This window comes from Belliella marina (genome assembly GCF_042682445.1).
Taxonomy (GTDB): Bacteria; Bacteroidota; Bacteroidia; order Cytophagales; family Cyclobacteriaceae; genus Belliella; species Belliella marina.
Map to the genome: position 1 here is coordinate 262,015 of NZ_JBHUHR010000039.1, position 22,969 is coordinate 284,983.

Below are 22,969 nucleotides of genomic sequence, written 5' to 3' on the forward strand. Positions count from 1 at the left end.
ATGTCTATACCTGATCTCAAAATATCTAAAAACATTCAGACTCAAGATGACTTGGATTTTGATTTCCTTAGAAAAAAAGGTATCGAATACATTGAGCAACTTGGTGGGAAGCTGTGGACAGATTTCAATACACATGACCCCGGAATCACCACACTTGAACTACTATGCTACGCCATCACCGATTTGGGATTAAGGATCAACATGCCAATCCAAGATTTGCTGAACCCCGACGAATCATCCAAGCAATTCTTCGAAGCACATGAGATCATGCCAAACAGGGCATTGACTACATTGGATTATAGGAAATTGTTTATTGACATCGATCCTCTCAAGATCAACAATTGCTTTTTGAAGCCTTTTTCCCAAAAGCTGTTTATAAACTGTAGAGATGCCAAAGTTAGTTTGCTCCAAAAAAGTTTTGAGGCTGTTCCAAAAGAACTGTTGAAAGAAGCCAATATAAGAGGACTCTATACACTTTGGGTAGACTTTTCAGAAGATGTACCCAATACCAAAAGCTTGGAAACTGAACTCTGGAAGACATACCACTCAAACAGGAACCTTTGCGAAGATTTGGTAGAGATCAAGGCAGTGGGAAAGCAGGAAATCAAGGTCTGTGCAGATATTGAATTATCTCCCCAAGCAGATGAAAATCTTGTCAATGCCCAAATCCTGCTTGCTATTGACCAATATTTTTCACCAAAAGTGAAAATCCACTCTCTGGGAGCTATGTTGGAAAAAGGGTTTTCTACTGATGAAATATTTGAGGGACCACTGCTCAAGCATGGTTTTATTGTCGATGAAGAATTGAGAAAAAACCAATTGAGATCAGAAGTGAGGTTGAGTGATTTGATGAATCTTATCCTGAAAATCGATGGAGTCTTGCTGATCCATGATATGAGCATCAGTTTTTGCAATGGCAATGCCAAAGAAGCAGATGACTTGTGGAATCTATGTATCAAAGAGGGACATAAACCAATATTGTGCAAAGGGAAAAGCGTCTTTTCTTTCAGAAAGGAAAACCTTCCAATCAATATGGATCAAAATGCCATCCAAAGCTACAGGAAAATACTCATGGAGGATCAGGTCAAAAATTTGGATAAAATATCCAAAGACTTGAGACTTGGATATCCTGCCGGAAAGAAAGTGAATATTGGCAATTATCATAGTATCACAAATAATTTCCCCGAGAATTATGGAGTCGGCATACATGGGCTTTCTGACAATGAAACACCAGCACGACATGCCCAAGCCAAGCAACTCAAAGCATACTTGCTGTTTTTTGACCAGATTTTGGCTACTTACTTTAAACATCTGGTCAATGTAAAGGAGCAACTTTCCATATCAAATGATTTTTCCAACAGTTACTTTATCCAAGCTGTAACCGATATCAAAGGAATCCATGAGCTGGTAGAAGATTATGATAGTTTTGATTGGCAGGAGTTGGTATCAAAGTTTGATGATCAAAACCTCAGAAACTCAAAAATCAAGGATCATTTGATTGCCAGATTTTCTGAAAATTTCGGGAATTATGCTTTTTTGATGAAAAGCATTTATGGTAAGGCATCAGAAGAGATTGTACATAACAACAAACGCTCATTTCTCGGAAATTACGACCTGATGAGCAGTACCAGGGCTACCGCTTTCAATTATTACAAACAATCCATCGGAAATATTTGGAACTGCACCAATGTTTCAGGCTTGGAAAACAGGATAGCCGGCCTGTTGGGGATCAAGTTGTCTGATTCCAAAGCGTACAAAAGAGAAACCATTTCGGAGAAATTTGTAGAACTCTACAAAGTAAACGATGACCAATATAGGTGGAGGATCAGGGATGCGAGCAATCAGATCATCCTTACGGCTACCGAAAACTACGATACTTACCACGCCGCGGAAAAAGAAATGTATCAGAGTATCTACAAGATAATCAACTCCAATAGACAGGAAATCAAGTTGATCAAAAATCCAAACATCAAAAGAAAGACCGTCAATGTCATCGAGATCGTAAAATCGGATTCAGGAAAATTTTCCTTCAATATCATCAATCCAAACATCAAACCTTTCAGTAACCCTAAGAGAATCATCGCTAGACAATTTAAATATTACGATACCATTGGTGAGGTTAGGGATGCGGTTTTGGACAGCATAGAATTCTTTATCGAGGAATTTTGTGATGAAGGAATTCACCTGTTAGAACATATCCTGATGCTTCCCCATGGACAAGAGCAGAAAGATGAAAGCTACTATTTACCCATCTGTGCCGACGACTGCGGGCAGGGATGCAATGCTGATCCATATACATTCCGGATCAGCATAGTACTTCCCGGCTATACCCAAAGGTTTTCGGATATCAATTTCCGGAATTTTGCAGAAGATCTGATTCGCAAAGAGATCCCAGCCCACATATTGGCAAAAATCTGCTGGGTGGGGCACAGAAAAAACACCGTCAAAAAGAAAGACAATGATTTGCTTCAATTTGAAGAAAAACTCAGGAATTTCCTGATAGACAAAGCCGCGGGAAAACAAGATTCCATTCCTGAATTGATAAATGCAATCCAAAACCTGAATAATATCTATCCAAAAGGACAATTGCATGATTGTGATACCCAAGATGTCAATGGAAAAATTATTCTAGGAAGAACAAATATTTAAAATTTTAACTACCAGGTCATGAAACTTCTCAACATTACTTCAGACTATAAATCTTTTGCAGATAACCAGCTATTGACTGCTGCCCAACTCAATCTGCTCATTCATTATCTGGATAATCAGGATAGGTTATCAAGACTTGCTTTGACCGGTGCCGGAATCATCTGTGGGTTGGAATTAACCCAAACCAAATCCACTTTGACTATTGGTCAAGGAACAGCCTTGACCACAGATGGAGATCTCATCAAGCTAAAAAACAAAAATGCAAGCCCAAATAACTCGCCTATTTCTATTTCTGCAAAGACTTTTTCTTCCTATATCCCCTTCAGCAACCATAAGGTTATGTACCCACATTTTCTCCAATCTGAGGAAGAATATATCCCGATTCTGGAATTGCTGAATACCGAGGAAGCCAAAAATTTCACAGAAGCAAAGTCACTTGAAGGTATCCAAATAAACGATTTTGTCGTGGTTTTGTATTTGGAAAACTATACCAAACCTTACGATGTCTGCAATGGATCAGACTGTGACAGCCAAGGGATTCCCGAGATTTCCAACCTTCGCTATTTTTTGATCCGTCGTGAATATGTGGAGAAAGTCATCGTTCCCAAGGACAGTATTTACAGACAGTTTCAAAAAATCAAACAGCTAGACACCGAAGACTTGAAAGTTGACAGGGTTCTTGCAGCTTCCCTTATAGCTGGAAACTCGGTTGATCTTGAAAAATACAATACCACTGTTTCGGACTTTAGAAACGAGTTCAATTTAAACTGCAGGCTTCTTTTTGGTATTTTGGAGAAAGACTTAAACTTTACCTTGCCCACAGCTCTCAGAAATCAAAATGTTTTTGTGCCAAAACACCAGCCCAATGCACAGTACAATTATGATTTCCTTCTTGATTTGGTGGCTACATTCAATGAAATCAGGAAATCAACTTCCCAAATTGATGCAATCTGTAACCATGATCTCCATGCATTTCCCAAACACATCATGTTAGGAACAATCAATGATCCTACATTTAGACATGGATTTTACAAATCATCCGCTTTGGCAAACGACAGTCAAGTTCGTGCAAAAATAACATCCCTATTGAGGAGGTTTGAAACCATTCTCAATGCTTACACAACCAATTATGGAATAGAGGTACAAATCAGACCTTCAGTGGTTTGCGGTAGCTTGGGAAAAAAAGCCATTCCCAGTTATTATGGAAACAATAAAGCTGTATTTACAAATTGGAAATTTGGGTTGGATTATTTGGGACAATCGAAGTTGAATACAGAGGATAGTCTCAGGAGGGATTTGAGCTGCAAGGATTTCTTTCGGATAGAAGGAGTCTATGACAAAAATTGGGCTACTGCATTGGATACTGTATTGAAGAAAAGAAAAGCTTATGGACTCAATTTTGATGTAATTTGTCTGGGGACAGAGATGTCATTGGAGGAAATAAAATTGGAAAATTACCCTGCATTTTTCAATGACCTTCAAACGCATCTTACTGCTTGGAAAGCACAGCAATCTTGTCTGTTTGAGACAGCCATCACATTTTTGAGTGGGTTTAGTACAAAGGAAAATGGCGGCCACAACCATATCAAGGACTATTTTGTGAAGGATTTTGGCATTTTGGATGTCTATGCAGCACCTTCTGCCAAAACAGTCTTTGGGATCATGGAAAGTGCTTCGAAACCTGCCGAAGAAGTGAAAACAGAACGGATAGCAACAGAAACAAAGGTATCTGAGCCAATCTATTATAACTATAGCACAAGGAAAATTGACCAAATAGAAGAAGTCCAATACTATAAAGAGCCCATCAAACACTACCCGATCACCAATGGGGCAGAGGATATCGGACTTGCATTTCTTGATTTCAATACTATAGAAGCCAAATACTCTTACAATGATTACTTGGCATATTTCGATAAAGGCATTATCAAAGCCATTCCGGATTTGGTCAATTGGGAAAGTACTGATAAAAAAATGAGGGTCACCTACCCTACCCAATTGATTGCCGCAATCAGGGCTTTGCTAAATCAAGTCCCATCGGACTTAGATAATATCAATGATGCACAGCTAAAATCTTACGATTCAGCATTGAATAACCTATGTCAACTGGTCAACACAGCTTTCAATTTCATCAATGATACGATCAATGATCCCAAAAATAAATACGAAAAACAAGATTTCGAAGACCATTATTTGGCAATCTTGAACAGGCTAAAGGATAATTGCTGTGCTGGGGATTTCCTGCGGGTAATCTTTCAGGAAACCCTGATCAGAAAAGCCAATATTCTCAAAGAGACAATGTTTGGGAATTTTGTCAATAGACATCCTGGAATGGTGCATATGGCTGGCGTTCCAAATGGAGGGACTTTTTTGATCGTTTACAATGGAAGAAACAATAAAGTGATAGCAGATTTTGCATTACCGTATATGTGTTGTTCCAAAAATGCACCTATAGCATTTATGATAACCCCTCCTGTAGAAGAAGAGGAAGAAGTTGTATTTGATATTGCTCCCGAAATTTGTAAAAATGCCAGGGAGGAATTAAATGTCCCATTTGAAATCAGTCCAGAGGGCGTAAAGGTAGCATTGACCAGAAAAATCGAGGGGTTGGCGATCAAGAGAAATATCCTCCATATCGATCCAAGTTTCTCGGAATTTGACACATTGATCCAATTCCAGGCCAATGGGGTTTTGTTGGAAAAATCCACTACTATCCGACAGAAGCATGCCTTGAGTCTTTCCCACGAATTTGATAGTGAAAACGGAGTACATCAGGTAAATTCCAATATAAAAACACGAGAATTCCAATGGTATATAGACGGAAAGGAATTTGAAGGAGAAAGTTCGGATTTGTTGACCATCAAAAATTCCTTCAAAAATGAAATAATCGTTTCCCTTTCTGTAAAAACTCCATGTGGTGAAGATAAGGCCCAAATCTCCATTAACCCGAATGTTGAAGAAGAACCCGTAAGTTTCAGCATAGAGCCTACACATTGCAAGGATGAAAAAGTAGCGGATTCGGTTCCCTTTGAACTCAGTCCAAAAGAAGCCAGTATCAAACTGGCCAAATCATACCCAGGATTAAGTATCAAAGACCATCAACTTGTTATTTCTTCTGCTTTTGGCATATATGATGAGCCAATTGAATTTATCATCAATGGTGAAATCTCAGGACAGAAGATCATAATCCGAAAAAATGAAGTTTTGGAACTGAATCACAAGTATGATCAAGAGAATTCCCTTCATATCATTACCTCAAACATTTCCTCCAAGGAGTTTGAGTGGTATCTGAACGAACGAAAAATCACCTCAAAAACCTCCGATGAATTGCTGCTTTCAGATATCAAGGAAGGTAGCAATATGGTGGTTTTATCTCTCCAAACCCCATGTGGAAAAATCACCGGAGAAATTGAATTTGAACACAAAGGCAGGGAAGAAAGTGACTGTGCTTCAAAATCCTTGGAGAGTCTCAAGGAATCGAAAGCCAAAATTGCAAAATTGTTAAGTAGGAGTAAAATCGCTGATGAAATCCAAAATGACCTTGGTTTTTTCCAGCAAGTGGTAAATGCATTTGAGGAAGATCCTGATAGTTTTATTTCCGGACAGAAGCTTGGTGAGCTGGATATGGTCAGATATACTTTTGAAGGACTCTTCTCCAAAATACTGGGGTCTGAAAACCAAGAGGATATCAACTTGCTCATTGAGGTTTACCGAATTTGCCTGGAGATGCTATACGCAATGATAATCTGTATAGACGGGAGGGTTTTCGAAGAACTTCCTTGGATTCTTTCATCCTTGTTCGGAACTATAGAGAGACATATAAGAGACCCTAGATTTATTAAAAACTTACAGGGATTTGAGGGACTATTGGATGAATTGATCGCATACAGGATAAAAAATGGGGCGAATGAAAAAGAGGATATCATCATCATTCATTTCATGAATATAATGAGCATCCTTAAACAACAAAGATGAAAGAACAATTGGTCATAGTAGAGAAATTAGCCATTGACATGCACATCAAATCTGCGAAATCTTCAAAACAGATATTGAAGGACTCAGAGCGTTTTGTACATGAATATGTCTTGCCTATGCTGGAAAAAATCCTGTTGGCTTACAAGTTTAAGGAGACCGTGAGACTGGATTATTCAGAATTGGAAATCAATTTGGATAGGTTTAAAATAGACAAAACCAATAGTCAATTCTACCAATCAGAATTGGAATCCATCTTGAAGAAAAAGCTGGACCAACTTATCCTACCCCAGACCAAACCCAATGGAAACAGAAAAGCAAGAGAAAAGACTTTTGGGGAAATTCTGGTGTATTTTCTTTCAAATGGATTGATGCCATGGTTTACTCCCAAAGGATATGTATTGGAAAAAGAATTCAGAAAATTCATTTCAAAACCAAATGGCAACAAAGACCTTGTTCTATTACTTGCAAATATAAAGAAGCTAATCTCAAAGGATTCCATTGCTTTCAAAAGGCTCATCTATCAATTTGATGATGAGCTGTTAATGGACTTATTGACTTTTGACGGAGGTTTCCCAGGGGAAAGCAGCGATCAAAAAGCAGTGATGAATATGCTCAGAGCTGCCAATCCTAAAATCAGAAGCCTGATTTTTTCGCTATTGTTTTACAAAATCTGGTTTGAAAAGGTTAAAAAGACAACGATCATCTTACCATTTTTTGAACATTTCATTTCCTTGGACCAAAAGGAAAGACAAAAACTTTTTCATACGCTGAAATTTCTGGCTAGAGATTCCCCAGTTCAAAATTCATTTGGATATCAGAACACATTGGAAATATCCGATTTGGAACTCTTCCATATCATCATGCATCATCCAACTGGAAAAATTGTTCCAAAGGAGGTCAATGATAGGTTAACTGAAAGGAAAATCCAAAAAAAATTGGATGCCGAAAATAGAAAAGATGAAAAAAGAGAAACACCTGAAGTTCTATTTGTAAACAATGGAGGACTGGTATTAATCCATACTTTTCTGTTGGATTTTTTCAGGAAAATAAATGCAATAGACCAAACAAATAAAATCCAGAAAGGAAACTATGACTTGGCTGTACATGCTCTAAGCTATATTTCCTCAGGTAAAACAGGGGGAATGGAAAGCGATTTTTTGCTCGAAAAATACCTGTGTGGAATCCCCATAAACTATCCTGTAGACAGGCACTTTCAGCTTGATGAAACGATCATCAATGAATCCGATGCCATGCTGGATGCAGCCATTTCGCATTGGAAAAAACTGAAATCAACTTCAGCAAATGGACTTCGGGAGATGTTCTTTTGGAGAGAAGGCAAGCTGGAAACCAAAAATTCAAGATTGACTGTCAACCGATTGGCACAGGATATTCTACTTGATTCTATTCCCTGGAATATTTCTATCATCAAGTTCCCATGGATGAAGAGTGTCCTGTTCGTAAACTGGTAATCCATATTATATGATCTAACAAGCATGTCTGAAGTTGCTACACATATCGAAAAGCCAAAAAGCAAATCTGGATCAAACCAGAATAAGACTTCCGAAACGAAGGCTATTGATAGTGAAGTGCCTGTTTGGGCTGAGAATAATTTCAGCTTTGATCAATCGCCGATCACAGACAAAGATCAAAATCCGTTTTTTAGGAACGAGTTTCTGACCACTAGTCAAAACACAAATGCCAAATCAGCCGAAAGTCCAACTAAAGCCTCAACAGATACGCCAGAACTAGATCTCCCTGAAGCTTCCGTCCCTTCCATAGAACTTTTTAGTGGAGAAGAACCACTTCAATCAGAGGTAGGTGAAGTTTCGAATGAGATGGAAAGCAACTATCCAAGTTCTCCACAAGAAGATCCTGCATTTATTTCCATGCGAAGTGCCAGTGAACAGGTAGCTGAAAACCAAACTCAGCATGAAGATCCGGAGATAGAATCTCAAAGGGCACAAAGTGCAGCTCCAATTGCAAGCAATGAAAGCTTGGGGGCAGCGCAATCCAGTCAGGTGGAAGCCATGGCCGCCCAAGAACCGGAGGAATTTGATGCCGTGGGATTCAAATCTGCACTGATGGCGCAGATTGAACAGATGCAGTTACCTGCAAATGCAGAGCAAGCCACGAAGTTTGACAAGCACAACAACCTCTCTGAAATACAACAGAATGCCACTTCCCAAGTAAACCAAGAACAAGAACAATCTGCCGGTCCTATAGCAGCAGCAAGTGAAGCGGAACCAGATGTAGAAGCCGTCGTGGAGCGTGAGATAGAAGAAATCCCAGAACCTAACATCGGTGAAGTCCCTGCAAGTATCTCTGCTGACAGGGCAATGCCTAATCCTAGACCTGATAGCCAGGTGAGTAGCCCGCTACAGGAAAATGTCCAGGAAGTTGAGCAACAAATGGAGAGCAACAACATTAGCAATGAGCAATTAGCCAATGCCAATGAACCGAGCTTTACACAGGCACTCAGTTCCACGGAAACAGCCAGAGAACATGCGAATGCCGCTCCTGACCAGTTTAGAATCGGTGAGCAATCCACGCTGAACGCCAATGCCAATGAAGCCGAAAACCTCAGCCAGAGCCAATTGGAGGAAATGCATGGGGATAGAAACGCTTCTTTCGACCAACTTGCACTTACCCAAGAACAAACAGGCTCGAACGATTCAGCAGAAAGGAGCAGGATTGCCGCTGACATCGATGCTATTTATGAACGAACCAAGACAAAAGTAGACGAGATCCTCGGTGCGTTGGAAGAAAAAGTAACACAGATGTTTACAGCTGCGGCGACTAAGGCTAAGCAACTTTTTGAGCAATATGTGGATAGGAAAATGAGGGCATATAAAGCAGAGAGGTATAGTGGAGCTGATGGGGCATTGAGATGGGGCTATGACAAACTTGCGGGGATGCCAGATGAAATCAATGACTTTTTCACTGAAGGCAGACAAGTTTATATAGAATATATCGAGAAAGCACTTGACCCGATCGCCGAGACAGTTGCCAATGAACTAAACCTTGCAAAAACAACCATTCAGGAAGGTCGAAATGAAGTGGCACAATATGTAGCCGAGTTGCCGGAAAACCTCCAGAGCATCGGGACCGAAGCAGCAGAAGCTATCCAAACCCAGTTTGATAGTTTGGATGACAGTGTCAATGAAAAACAAAGTGCCTTGGTAGACAGCCTTGCAGCCCAATACATGGAAAGCTTGCAGGAGGTAGATGCCCGAATTGAAGAAATGCAAGCAGAAAACCGGGGCTTGATAGATATGGCATTGGATGCAGTTGGAGAAGTCATTGGCGTCATCATCGCACTCAAGGATATGTTCTTAAACTTGCTGAGTGCCATTGCAGATGTGGTCAATACCATCATCGAAGATCCGATAGGATTCCTGAAAAACCTATTCAGCGGAATCGCATTGGGCTTGGAGAATTTTGGTAAAAATATCCTTACCCATCTCCAAGCTGGATTGATAGGTTGGCTCACTGGTGCTTTGGGAAATGTCGGCATACAACTCCCAGAAGATATATTCTCTCTGAAAGGGATTTTCTCTCTCGTCAGCCAAATCCTTGGTTTCACTTGGGAAAGGGTCAGGGCCATTGGGGTCAAAGTAATCGGGGAACCGGTGATGAAAGCCTTTGAAACAGGTTTTGAAATTATCATGATTCTGAAAAATGAAGGACTGGCAGGACTCTGGGAATACATTAAGGAGCAGTTTAATGACCTCAAGGAACTGGTCATCGAAGGTATCAAAACCATGATTCGGGACACCATCATCAATGCAGGCATCAAATGGCTTATGGGATTGCTTTCCCCTGTTGGGGCATTTATCAAAGCTGCTATGGCAATCATAGATGTGGTCACATTCTTTGTCCAGAAAGCTGCACAGATTATCGAATTGGTCAGTGCGTTTGTAGAAAGTGTCAGGGCCGTGGCATCGGGAAGTATCACAGCAGTTGCCAATGCGATTGAAGGGGCTTTGGCAAGAGCTGTTCCTTTGGTGATAGGATTCTTGGCAAACCTTCTGGGAATCGGAGGCTTGGCAGATAAGGTAATCGCCATCATGACCAAAATCCAAGAACGGGTAGCCAAAGCGATCACCAAACTCTGGATGAAGATCAAGGAGTTGGGTAAAAAGTTCTTGGCAAAAATTGGTATTGGTGGGGAAAAAGAATCCAAAAATGATCCTGAGAAGCAGAAGAAAATAGATGCAGGGCTAATTTATTTGAAAGAAGAGGAAAAAAGACAAGATAAAGATGGCAATGCAAAACTTACATTGGAACAAGCCCAAGATGTAGCAAAAAACACCAAAAAGCAGCATCCGGTATTTAAATCAATTACTCCAAGACAAGAAGGAGACAATTGGAAATATGATTGGAAGGGAAGTGGAGGGACAGCAACAGGTACAAAAGTAGAAGGTGCCAAAGAAGAAACGAAAGTATCATATCCAAGTCCACAAAAATCTGTAGCTGATCCACTCACTAGTAATAGAAAAAAAGGTTCAAAGCCAAAGGTGATTCCAGGGTGGAAACATGCCCAAGTTTTAAATAAAACAGGAAATCAATTTTGGAGAAGAGGGCACATGGTCAGTGAAGAGTTTGGAGGTGTTGGAGAAGAAAAAAATATTTCAATCATCCCTCAAACAACAAACTCGTTAATGTCATCGGGTCCTGAAGATTTTGCCAAAAAGAAAACCGAAGAAGGAAAAACATTAAGATATGAAACTACCTGGAAAAATCATCCTGATGATGTAAGTCCCTTAAAACATGACATTACAAACTTTGGGCAGGAAATATCTGTAAATATCACAATAAAAGAAAATAATAAAACTGAGAATTTTCCATTTCCAAATCTCTCAAAACCTTCCAAAAGTGTTAAAAATGTTAAAATAAATTTAAACGATTCCGGAGAACCGATATTTGTCACTCAATTTAATATGACTCATTCTTTTGCCAGAGAAGTTCTGGCAGAAAAAGGAAAGAATGGGAATTTCAAAAGTTTCAAGAATCTTAAAAGTAGGATGAAAAAGGTATATAAAGACAGGGATACTAACACATATGATAATAACATCAATAATATAGAAAATGCAATGAAGCAAAATAAAACTTTAAGTATCAAAGGTTAACGAGACCTCAATCCTTAACACTATCCCAAAACTTCATCTTCCCTATCTGTCCCAGTAAATATTCCTTCAGCTCATCACCTTCTATCACATAAATCTCTCCAGGCAATCCAAGGATAAATCTCGCAATGCCCGGTAGCTGGGGGATGTCTCCTTCAAAATAATATTGATGCCTATTTTTGCTGTAGATAAATGGCTTGGCATCCGGATATTCTTCCATCATCAATTGGTAAGCCCGCTTACTCATTCTCAAATGGATATGGAATTTATTCTTTCCTGTAAATCCAAACAATCCCTGTTCTAGGGGTTGGTGTAAGTCTTCAGATTCAAAAGCAGTGCTCGTCAACTGCACATCCCCTATCCGTTCTATTTTGAATACCTTCATCATCTGGCTTTCCACCTCAAACGCATGGATTGAATCAAAATTTTTGCTGAAAGAAACTGGCTCTACCAGACGATCCATAACAGAATCACTGCTTGGTGCATAATAATCTTTCAAAATGACTTGGTTCTTACTTTTGATGGCATCTACCAAAAGATCAACAAACCTACCCAAATTGGCATTGAAGAGCTGGTTGACACTCTGTTGGAAATCTGATCTCAGCGTAATCTTTTGGAGTATGGAATCTTTGAGCAGGTTTTTCTTCGACTGCTTATTGATCAAGCTGGCTACAAAATTTATCTCCTCCTCGGAAAATGTCCCAAAATTGTATTCAGTGGGGTTCTCTACCCTATCAATGATTCTAAATTTGGAATGCTTTTTTTCAATCTGAAACCCCAAAGCCTCCAACAGTTTGAAATATCTATAGACCGTCCGGGTATCAGTACCCAATGTCTCTGCAAGTTTGTGTACAGGTTTGCCGATATTGCTCCTGAGCAAATTGATTAACTTAAATATTCTCAGGATTTTCTGCTGTTCTATTTGGGATGATTGTGCCATGGCTCTATTTTGAAGCCAAAAGATAGTTTTAAAAATCTAAATTCCCATAAGTCCCACTTTCTAATTGAATTCTTACTTTTTGAAAATAATCAGGAAATGGTAAAAAGGTTGTACAATGTACGATGTACCAAGATTTTCCAGATAAAACAATTACCCAATCAACCCATAACTCAATCGGCCATTCCCCTAATTACTCAATCAATTCCCCAATCACCTTCCTTTTCTTCCTGTTGCGAAAACTCGATTGACATTGAATCCTATCCTGAACTCCTCTCCAATTCTTCCATTTCCAGCTGCAAGGAGATATTGTTCATTGAGTGCTTGTGATGTCACAAAGTACATTTGGAATACATGGCCTCCGGCTTCTACATCAATTCCTACACCCAAATTATTCCTAAGATCATTGTTGAGGTTTGGAATGTACTGCAGGGTAAGAGAAGACTTTCCTGTGATTTTGTATTTTCCACTGAAACCCAATGCCAAGTACAAATTCTGATCACCTTCTATAAAGTATATTGGGTTGGGATCATTGAAATATGCCATCATCGGAGAGACCTGAATACTTAATTTATCACTGAATTTTCTGGCAAACATTATTTGGGCAGCATAGCTTGTCCTTTCATAGAAATTGGGATTTTCATTTTGGAGAAAAGTATAATCCGAAGAATTGACTCCAGCCCCTCCCATCAAAGAAAGTGAAAATGGCATTTGGTTATCTTGCGTTTGTTTTAATAAATGATATCTCCCATAAAGGTTATAGAACTTATCTCTACTTGAACGGGATGTAGCCAATGAAAATTTATCGCTCAATGCATATTCAAAACTAAACTGAATATTAGCTCCATTGTCCAGACCAAAGAGGTTTTGAACCCCACCATCTAATGGACCAAATGTATGCATAATGGCAAAATGGAGTGTGTTTTTGTCCAACGGCTCCACAGTGAGCAGGTTGATATGCCTTGGGGCATGAAAGATCAAGTCTACTTCTTGGCTTTCTGTAGCCAGTTTTCTTTCCAGTTGCGCCATTGCTGGTTGGGAAAGAAAAAAGATGAACAGTATAAATCTGAATTTCATAGCTTATTTTTTTAGATTGCTGGAGATGGAGATTGTCTGTTCTTCTGCCAACTCATAAAACACAACTTTTGGGATATCGATATTGTAGTCAGAAAGCAAGATTTTAAAAGTTGCCTCCAGTTTTAGCTCATTTGGTGAAACTGCCGTTAATTTTCCAGGCACAGTGATTTCCTTTTCTTTCCCATGTATTTTAAATGTACCTATCGCAGTAACAGCTTTACTTTCACCTGTTTTTATAGCCACATTTTCTTTGATTTTACCGACAAACTCAGCAAATGGATATTTCTTTGTTTCAAGGTAATTTTCCCTCATATGTCGATCTCTCAACCCTATTCCTGTTTTTAGGGTGTTTAGATCAATAAAAAAATCAAGGACATTTTCCTCCAAATCTATCAAGCCGTTGAGATTTGATGATTTTCCCGTAAATTCATTTAAGGGAGCTTTTGACAAGAATTCCGCTTTTCCACTTTCAGTCTTATACACTTGCGCAAAAGCATCCCTTGGGACTACCGTTATGAGGAGGAGAAAGAATAATATGGCTGGATTTTTCATTACCCTCTGTTTATCGTAAGTATATCTCCAGACCTGCTGTTGCTAAATGAAGCCAATGGCTGTGTTGCAGGTCCTTGAACCACTGCTCCAGTTGTTGTAAATCTGGATCCATGGCATGAACATACAAATTGACTATTGTTCAATGACCAATTTCTATCGCAATTCGAGTGAGTGCATACAGATGTCAATGAATTGAATCCGTTGCCTGTATTGACAACAAGCATTTGAGCAGCGATAATCAATAGCCAACCACCTGTATTATTCAAATTGGTTACAATTGAAAGATCGATGGCAACTGTGTTGTTGTTGACTGTGATTCCTGCAGCATTGTCACCGGGTTGGTTCGGTGTGTTACCGCTCGGGTTGGTGTCGTCATCATTTGCACATGAAGTAAAAAATCCAACACCAAATAGCGACATCACTGCCAATGAACCTGACTTTTTCAGAAAATTTCTTCTTTCTTTTGTCAGCTGACCAATCTTGTATGTGATTATGTTTTCCATGACCACATTTACGAGGTAAAAGTTTGCAGTGGATTATAGCATTATCAAAAAATTCTGTGGCTCGTTGACTTTGGAATTCACAAAAGAATCAAAAATGTTTTTTGTTCAAAATTTCACTCAAGATGACTGCATCCCGAACTGATTGTGGATTGGAAAGCATTTTTTGGTACCTGTTGTTCTTTCCTGATCTCCTTTTGGTTGTTCTAGATTCACTTACCTTTAATCCTGTCAGTGAAGAGTTGATACTTACCTGCTCATCCAAAGTCTTCAATTTAGGGACTTGACTGCTTGAAATAGAGCCTGAGTAATCACCGTAAGCATCATTTACAGGTTGGTTTTTCCTCAATTTATCTGAACTTGTTTCATATTTTTCAGGCTCTGGACTTACCAATGGCTTTGACCATTGCCGATCTTCCACTACGGTTCCTTGGCCCGAGTGCTCCAGATCCCTTTCTCTTTCCTTTTGCCCTCCCCTGATTTCCTTCAACAAATCCTCAAAAGAAACTGGCCTTTGGTTGGGATCCTGATCTGGCTCTTGTTCAGGTATATAGACATCATCGTTCTTTTTCCCTTTCTTTACAGCTGTGTAGATAAAGTAAATGATTATTGCTACTACATATAGAATATTTCCTATGCCATCCATGATTTTTCTTTTTGATGATTCTAATATAGTTATAAATTTGTTTCTTGTTCACAAATAATCCGAATAAAGCATGCTACTAAGTAAGCTAGAGATAAAAGGCTTCAAAAGTTTTGGAGACAGGATGGTCATCCATTTCGACAAAGGCATCACTGGGGTCGTCGGCCCCAATGGTTGTGGAAAGTCCAATGTGGTAGATGCTATTCGCTGGGTATTGGGTGAACAAAAGTCAAGGATGCTCCGCTCCGACAAGATGGAGAATGTCATCTTCAATGGTACCAAAAACCGCAAACCAACCAACTTGGCGGAGGTTTCACTGACATTTGAAAATACCAAAAACCTACTTCCTACCGAGTATACGCATGTAACCATCACTAGAAGATATTACAGAAGTGGTGAAAGTGAGTACCTATTGAATGGGATTGCCTGTAGGCTCAAAGATATCACCAACCTCTTCATGGATACGGGGATCAATTCCAACAGCTATGCGATCATTGAATTGAAAATGATCGAGGAATTATTGAATGACAAGAATAATTCAAGAAGGGACCTATTCGAAGAAGCGGCAGGAATCTCCAAGTTTAAAGCAAGGAAAAAAGAAACACTCCGGAAATTGGAAGATACCGATGGTGATCTGGACCGAGTGGAAGATGTACTTTTTGAAATAGAAAAAAATCTCAAAAGCTTAGAGAAGCAGGCGAAACAGACATCCAAATATTTTGAAATCAAGCAGGAGTACAAAGAAGCGAGTATCAACTTGGCCAAAAAATCTGTCGCCAAACACAGTGATTCCCTGATCGAACTCAACAAAAAGATAGAAGGTGAGAGTGACAACAAAGTCATGATCAATGCCAAAGTCAGCGAAAAAGAAGCGTTCTTGGAGTTTAGCAAAGCTGATTTGCTTCAAAAAGAGAAATTGCTCGCTTCCCGCCAAAAGACACTGAATGACCATGTGAACAAAATCAGACAATTTGAATCCGACAAAAAAATCAAGAATGAAAGATTGAGGTTTTTGGAAGATCGGGCGCAAAAGTTAAGAGAGCAAATAGACACTGACCGGAAGTCAAATGATCGGGCGGGATTCAGTATCAGGTCATTGGAACAGGAATTGGAAAGTGCGAATAAATTGCTTTCCGAACGGGAGGTGACAGTGGAAGAACTGCGTAATGCGTACGAAACCCAAAAAAACGCACAGACCGACATACAGGAAAGACAAAAAGAAATCAGTAGGGAGTTTACGCTGAAAAAAGACTCTGTCTACCAGCTTTCCAAGGATCAAGAGATCAAGCAGATCCAGCTGTCTACTTTGAAGCAGGAACTCGAAAAAACCGCTTCCGATGACAATAGCCAAGAGGCAAATCTGGCAGATTTCGAAGATAAAATCCAACTTCTGAAGGAGGATTTGGACAAAAAATCTTCGGATTTGGCACAGATCAAAGCAAAAGAAGAAGAACAAAACCAAAAGATAGAAGACCATAATAAGGTCATAGAGATGATCCGGGAGGAAGTCACCCAAACTTCCCGAAAACTGGATGCAAAGCAGAATGAATTCAATTTGACAAAATCACTTGTTGAGAATCTGGAGGGATTTCCCGAAGCAATCAAGTTTCTGAAAAAGAACTCAAATTGGGGCAAAGACACTCCCCTCCTTTCGGATATCCTGACCACCGATGAAAGATACAGGGTGACAATAGAAAACTACCTGGAAGGCTACATGAACTATTATGTGGTGGACACGGAAGACCAAGCTATCATGGCTGTCAATCTTCTCAGTGATGCCGCCCGTGGCAAGGCCAATTTCTTTGTTTTGGAGCATTTTGATAGATTCCAGGCTTCCCAAAACAAGCTTTTCCCCAATGCCATCGCTGCGACTGAGATCATCGAATTTGATGAGAAATATGCCAAATTGATCAGTTTTATTCTTGATGATGTATATATCGTCAAAGGAGAATACCATGATTTCCCAGTAGACCAGCATTCAATTTTCATCACTGAAAGTGGTAAGTTTACCAAGAGGAAATTCAGCATTTCAGGTGGATCGGTTGGGCTTTTTGAAGGGAAAAGAATCGGCCGGGCAAAAAACCTGGAAAAGCTCGAAAAGGAAATCAAGGAACTCAACAAGAAAGTCAGCTCGACAAGGTCAAATCTTGACAAGAAAATCAGTGATCTGCTCAAACTGAAAGAAATCAGCTACAAATCAAAAATAGAAAGCCTGCAGCTTGAGATCAATGAAATCAACCAGGAGTATGTTTCCATAAGAACCAAAAAAGAGCAACTCAGCGAGATGCTTTCCTCCAATGCAAACAAGAAGGAGGATATTCTCGAAAGAATCGAGGAACTCCAAGACAGTCTTTCCCAAATCATTCCGCAGTTGGAAAATGAAAAGGCAAAGTTTGAATATTTGGAAACCGAACTGGAGACATTGACTGAACAGCTTCAAACAGAAACCGACAGTCTTTCCCAAAAATCTGCGACATTCAACCAAGAGAATATCCAATACCACCAGCATCTCAACCGGGTGACGAGTCTGGAACAGGAAATTGAATTCAAAAGGAGTGCATTCGAAGGCAGTAAGGAAAGAATAGAAAAATCACAGATTGAACACAGTTCAATAGATCAGGAAATCAGGTCCTTACTTGATAACAACGAGGTCAAGGATGATGAATTGATAGAACTATATACAGAAAAAGAAAGCATAGAAAAAGGTGTAAATGAAGCGGAAAAGGAATACTATGCAGCAAGGGGAGAAATAGATACGGCGGACAAGCAGATCCGGGAATTGCAGAAAAGCAAGGAAAGCATGGATACTATTATCCAGGAACTTCAAAATGCACTCAACGAAGTCAAACTTAAACTCAATGGCATGAAGGAACGGTTGAGTGTGGAGTTTGAGATAGATCTGGATAGCCTGATGGAGGAAAACCCTGAAGTGGATGAAGCATATATGGATTTAGATGATTCTGAAATCCGTCAGATAGTGCAGAAATGTAAAGACAAGCTTGAAAAAATAGGTCCTATCAATCCTATGGCAATGGAAGCCTATGATGAAATCAAAGAACGACATACTTTCATCACAGCTCAGAAAGAGGATTTGGAAAAGGCAAAAAACTCTCTGATGGAGACCATCAAAGAAATCGACCAAGTTGCCAAGGATACTTTCTTGGATGCTTTTGCTAAAATCAAAGAGAACTTTGTCAAGGTATTCAGGTCTCTCTTTACAGATGAAGATGATTGTGATCTAAAGCTTGTAGATCCAGATAATCCATTGGAGAGTCCAATCGAAATCATGGCTAAACCAAAAGGAAAAAGACCTTTGACCATCAACCAACTTTCCGGTGGCGAGAAAACCCTGACAGCTACTTCGCTCCTATTTTCAATCTACCTGTTGAAGCCTGCGCCTTTCTGTATTTTTGATGAAGTTGACGCACCTTTGGATGACGCCAATATAGATAAGTTCAACAATATCATCCAGACATTCTCCAAAGAATCCCAATTCATCATCGTGACCCACAATAAGCGCACGATGGCGAGTACAGACATCATTTATGGGATCACAATGATTGAAGCTGGTGTTTCCCGGGTTGTACCGGTAGATTTGCGGGAGTTGGTTTGATAAATTGGGTTGAGGGATTTCAGGGCTACGTCCCTCTGGTATTTGTTTGATGATGTTTTTTCTACGAAGAAGATAGGGCTACGCCTCTATTTTGCGAACCTGCGGTTGGAAATTGTCCATTGGCAATTTTCGTACTCTATAGATTTATGCTTAGGGCGTGGTTCAGCTACCTGCTTTTCATTTGCTTAATTTAAATCGGGATTTGGATATAATAGCAAAGATTTCAGGGCTACACACCTCTGGTACTTGTTTGATGATGCTTTTTCTACGAAGAAGATAGGGTTACGCCCCTATTTTGCTGACCTGCGGTTGGAAATTGTCCATTGGCAATTTTCGTATTCCATAGATTTATGCTTTAAGGGGCGTAGCCCTGCGATCTTGATTTTTGTTCAGGTGGATTTGTGGGGAAATTGAAGATTTCAGGGTGAAGGTTCCTAATTGGAATCGTATCCCATGATATCAATTGAATTTCTCTAGTCTGCAGTTTTTCTCCATTAAATATTATAGATGAAAAAGAAAAATGTCCCCATTTCCTACAATCCCTTTTCAAACATCTGCTCGGACAATCTTTTTATTTAAAATTTTTAGTTGTATTTTAGAATGCAAAAATTGAATAATATCATTCACTATTCAATAAATTTAATATTTGAACCATACCCATATTAGAGAGAACTATGAAGAAAAGTATCAACATTGCCTTAATTTTAATGATTTTGGGATTTGGATGTTCCCAAAAATCTGAGCCGAAAGACCCCACGGTAATCGTAGCGGGTAAAATAGAAAATGAGGATTCAAAAGAGGTCAGACTCTATTTGGATCAGGAAATTGCCACAACCGAAATGGATGATGAAGGTAATTTCAGCTTGAGTTTTGAAGGAGAAGAATCTGCTGGATACATGCTGATAGCAGGCAGAAACCGTTTTGAACTTTTTATCAGCCCAGGGGACAGTATCTATGTCACTGTGGATGCAAAAGAAGTGCCTGACACTTATAAAGTACAGGGAGATCACGAGATAGAAAACCAATATCTTTTTGAAAAATCACAGACCAATTCGAAAAGTGGTTTGAACAACCTTATGGTATTGATGGCCAATCCAAAAGATGAATATTTCATCAAGAAAGACAGTCTTTTTGCGCTTTCAAAAGTGAAATTTGAAGAATTGAAAAGAACAGAAGGTATTGATGCTGGATTTGTGGCAAGAGAAGATGCGTATTATACCTATGAGCCACTCATTTTCGATTCACAGTACCCAATGTACCATGCCCATCTGACAAAAGTACCTCAAGACTCTATAGACTTCCCTACCGAAGATATAGATGCCAAAATGGCTAAAGTCCCATTGGATCAAAAAGAACTTTTGAATGTGCGTTCATATACTTCTATAGTCGATAGGGTTGTAGGCAAGCTTTCGAGTGAGTTGATAAAAAATGACAGCTCACTGAAAGCAAGTGAAAACGCTTATGAAAAAGCCAGGATGATCGCTATGGATTCCTTATTGAAAGACCCGAGTGTGAAAGACCATTTCCTGTATAATTCCATCAAGTCCAATATGGAGTACCGAGGCCCTTCCCATGTAAAAGACTCATATGACAAATTTATGGCAGAAAACCAATCTCCAAAATATGCCAAGAAGCTGAATGAAATCAAAGACAAATGGGAGCCAATTTCTCCGGGAAAAGAAGTTCCAGACTTTTCCTTTGTCAACATTGAAGGGGAAGAAGTTAAATTGAGTGATCTAAAAGGTCAACTTGTATACATCGATATATGGGCTACTTGGTGTGGGCCGTGTATAGCAGAGCATCCGCATTGGGACAAAATGAAGGAAGAATACAAAGACAAAAAAGTTGCATTCCTGACTGTTTCAATAGATGACAACAAAGAACCATGGGAAAAGATGGTCAAAGCCAAAAACATGGAAGGCTTACAATGGTTTGCAGAAAACGCTTGGAAGTCTGATTTGGCCCAGCACTTTATGGTAAATGCTATCCCAAGATTTTTGCTTTTGGATGAAGAAGGCAAAGTGATAGACCCTTCTGCTGATAGACCTTCCGGAAAAATCAGGGAAACTTTGGAAAAATACCTTTAAATATTATGAAAATCTAGCTTTTATAGTGTAGGATTTCTTTCTTTTACCATTAAAAAGGGGAATAGGTTTAGAAAACTTATTCCCCTTTTATAATAAAAATAATTTTAAGTCAATGTATGTTTTATTAAGATTTTAGTAGTAGATTTTCGGTAAAATTCTAGGCTTAATTGTATGAAAAAAAATCTATTGCTTCTATTCTTAATCTTACTTACAAATCAGTTGTTTAGTCAAGAAACCATTAAATTCAAAAAAGGATATGTTGGGATCAGTTTAGGCACGTCAGTTTACATGGGAAGTGAATACAGGGTTGTAGAGACAGTATTAAATACCCCCAGGTATGGAAATAGCACAGCCCATTACCGCCCTGCTTTAAGTATAAAGTCTGGTACATTTGGACTTAATCTTAATTTGGTAGATGCAGGATATGATATTTGGAAAGGAATTGGACTCAATCTGAGATGGCAAGGGGGAGCTTATGTGATTTCAAAATACAATGAAAATTTGTTAATAAACTACGGTAGCATCATGATTGGACCAATGTACTCAATCTATCTAAATGAAGAATTGACCATTGACTTGAAAAGTAGGTTTGGACGTTCCTATTTTGGATCGTCACATGAAGTAGATTATGGTTCTGGTAATGGTAAATTCAAGACTGAATTCAATTATTATAATCCTTCTGTAGATGCTGGAATAAGCCTCAGGTATAATTTTGCCAAGAAATGGACAATGATCAATAATCTTGAGTATCAATATTTTTATTCTGGTATGAGAGAGAGTTTAGATAGGATCAATGTGTCCACAGGTATTGGGTTTAGATTTTAATCCCAATTGCTTCTTTTTGTCAAGTACAAGTTAAACATTATCTTGGAGCTTAATTCCCAATATTTATATGCGTGAAGCACTTGACAGCAGTGTCTTGAATTTTGATCAGGATTCCCTTTTATTTCTAAATATATCACTTGCCATCATCATGTTTGGTGTGGCATTGGATCTCAAGATTTCAGATTTCACGGCAATTGGCAAAGAACCCAAGTCTTTCATAGCTGGTATCCTCAGCCAATTCCTCATTTTGCCATTTTTGACATGGGTATTTATTCTCCTTGTAAAACCTCCCCCATCAGTCGCTTTGGGGATGTTTTTGGTAGCAGCATGTCCCGGTGGAAATGTATCCAACTTCATTAGCCATCTTGCCCATGGCAATGCCGCTTTGTCAGTCAGTCTCACAGCATTTTCCACTTTGTTTTCAATATTCCTTACCCCTTTTAATTTCACCCTTTGGGCAGGTCTGTACGAACCTTCTGCCATGATAATGAGGGAAATCAGTCTGGAATACTTTGATATTTTCCAAACTGTAGCCCTCATACTTGGAATTCCTTTGATTTTGGGGATTTTGATCAACAACAGATTCCCCTCTTGGAGTCAAAAGGCAACAAAAATACTCAAACCAGTAAGTATTTTCATTTTTGCAGGATTTGTAGGCATTGCATTTTTGGGCAACTACCTGCTGTTTATCCGTTTTATCGGGCTGATATTTCTTTGGGTGCTCGGACATAATTTCATGGCATTGTTTTCGGGGTTTTCTTTGGCAAAACTATTCCGTCTCAACCTCCCTGATACAAAGACGCTGACCATTGAAACTGGAATCCAAAACTCTGGTTTGGGCTTGGTTTTGATATTCACATATTTTGATGGCTTGGGAGGAATGGCTATCATTGCTGCTTGGTGGGGTATTTGGCATATCATTTCTGGGATGAGTATTGCTTTTCTTTGGAAAAAAACCACTTAATTTACCTTTTCTCAAGACCTATTA

Annotated in this window: 13 protein-coding genes; 8 read left to right on the forward strand and 5 right to left on the reverse strand. The window is 39.2% G+C overall.

Going from position 1 to position 22,969, the window contains the following annotated elements:
- Genes ACFSKL_RS15045 through ACFSKL_RS15060 form a run of 4 tightly spaced genes read left to right on the forward strand, consistent with a single transcriptional unit; the run spans position 1 to position 11,750 of the window.
- Positions 1-2,649, forward strand: a complete 2,649-nt coding sequence (locus ACFSKL_RS15045; RefSeq protein ID WP_376887138.1) for a YegP family protein — start codon at positions 1-3, stop codon at positions 2,647-2,649.
- A gap of 18 nt (positions 2,650-2,667) precedes the next feature.
- Positions 2,668-6,621 (forward strand): hypothetical protein, encoded by a 3,954-nt coding sequence (locus tag ACFSKL_RS15050; RefSeq protein ID WP_376887139.1) that lies wholly within the window; start codon positions 2,668-2,670, stop codon positions 6,619-6,621.
- A complete protein-coding gene (locus ACFSKL_RS15055) occupies positions 6,618-8,090 on the forward strand; it encodes a contractile injection system tape measure protein (protein WP_376887140.1) in 1,473 nt (490 codons plus the stop codon). The genes ACFSKL_RS15050 and ACFSKL_RS15055 overlap by 4 nt, the downstream gene beginning before the upstream one ends.
- Before the next feature lie 24 nt (positions 8,091-8,114).
- Entirely contained in the window at positions 8,115-11,750 is a 3,636-nt protein-coding gene (locus ACFSKL_RS15060) for a phage tail protein (protein WP_376887141.1), read from the forward strand.
- 7 nt (positions 11,751-11,757) lie between these two features.
- On the opposite strand, the gene ACFSKL_RS15065 is transcribed toward ACFSKL_RS15060, so the two are convergent.
- The 5 genes from ACFSKL_RS15065 to ACFSKL_RS15085 all read right to left on the reverse strand — a co-directional run bounded on the left by ACFSKL_RS15065 (position 11,758) and on the right by ACFSKL_RS15085 (position 15,459).
- Positions 11,758-12,687 (reverse strand): helix-turn-helix transcriptional regulator, encoded by a 930-nt coding sequence (locus tag ACFSKL_RS15065; RefSeq protein WP_376887142.1) that lies wholly within the window; start codon positions 12,685-12,687, stop codon positions 11,758-11,760.
- Between the two features lie 210 nt (positions 12,688-12,897).
- Complete coding sequence (locus ACFSKL_RS15070) at positions 12,898-13,761, reverse strand: DUF5777 family beta-barrel protein (RefSeq protein WP_376887143.1); 864 nt, start codon at positions 13,759-13,761, stop codon at positions 12,898-12,900.
- 3 nt (positions 13,762-13,764) lie between these two features.
- Entirely contained in the window at positions 13,765-14,313 is a 549-nt protein-coding gene (locus ACFSKL_RS15075) for a YceI family protein (RefSeq protein ID WP_376887144.1), read from the reverse strand.
- Positions 14,313-14,816, reverse strand: coding sequence for a QcrA and Rieske domain-containing protein (locus ACFSKL_RS15080; protein WP_376887145.1), 504 nt, complete (start codon positions 14,814-14,816; stop codon positions 14,313-14,315). Before ACFSKL_RS15080 ends, ACFSKL_RS15075 begins: the two co-directional genes overlap by 1 nt.
- Positions 14,817-14,904: 88 nt before the next feature.
- Positions 14,905-15,459 (reverse strand): hypothetical protein, encoded by a 555-nt coding sequence (locus tag ACFSKL_RS15085; RefSeq protein ID WP_376887146.1) that lies wholly within the window; start codon positions 15,457-15,459, stop codon positions 14,905-14,907.
- Positions 15,460-15,529: 70 nt separating this feature from the next.
- On the opposite strand from ACFSKL_RS15085, the gene smc reads away from it, so the two are divergent.
- From smc to ACFSKL_RS15105, 4 genes are all read left to right on the forward strand, one after another.
- Positions 15,530-19,069 (forward strand): chromosome segregation protein SMC, encoded by a 3,540-nt coding sequence (smc, locus tag ACFSKL_RS15090; protein ID WP_376887147.1) that lies wholly within the window; start codon positions 15,530-15,532, stop codon positions 19,067-19,069.
- A 674-nt stretch (positions 19,070-19,743) separates the two neighbouring features.
- Positions 19,744-21,156 carry a TlpA family protein disulfide reductase gene (locus ACFSKL_RS15095; RefSeq protein WP_376887148.1) on the forward strand — a complete coding sequence of 471 codons (1,413 nt, stop codon included), beginning with the start codon at positions 19,744-19,746 and terminating at the stop codon, positions 21,154-21,156.
- A gap of 171 nt (positions 21,157-21,327) precedes the next feature.
- Positions 21,328-21,981 carry a hypothetical protein gene (locus tag ACFSKL_RS15100; protein WP_376887149.1) on the forward strand — a complete coding sequence of 218 codons (654 nt, stop codon included), beginning with the start codon at positions 21,328-21,330 and terminating at the stop codon, positions 21,979-21,981.
- 67 nt (positions 21,982-22,048) lie between these two features.
- Complete coding sequence (locus tag ACFSKL_RS15105) at positions 22,049-22,945, forward strand: bile acid:sodium symporter family protein (protein ID WP_376887150.1); 897 nt, start codon at positions 22,049-22,051, stop codon at positions 22,943-22,945.
- Positions 22,946-22,969: the final 24 nt, after the last annotated feature.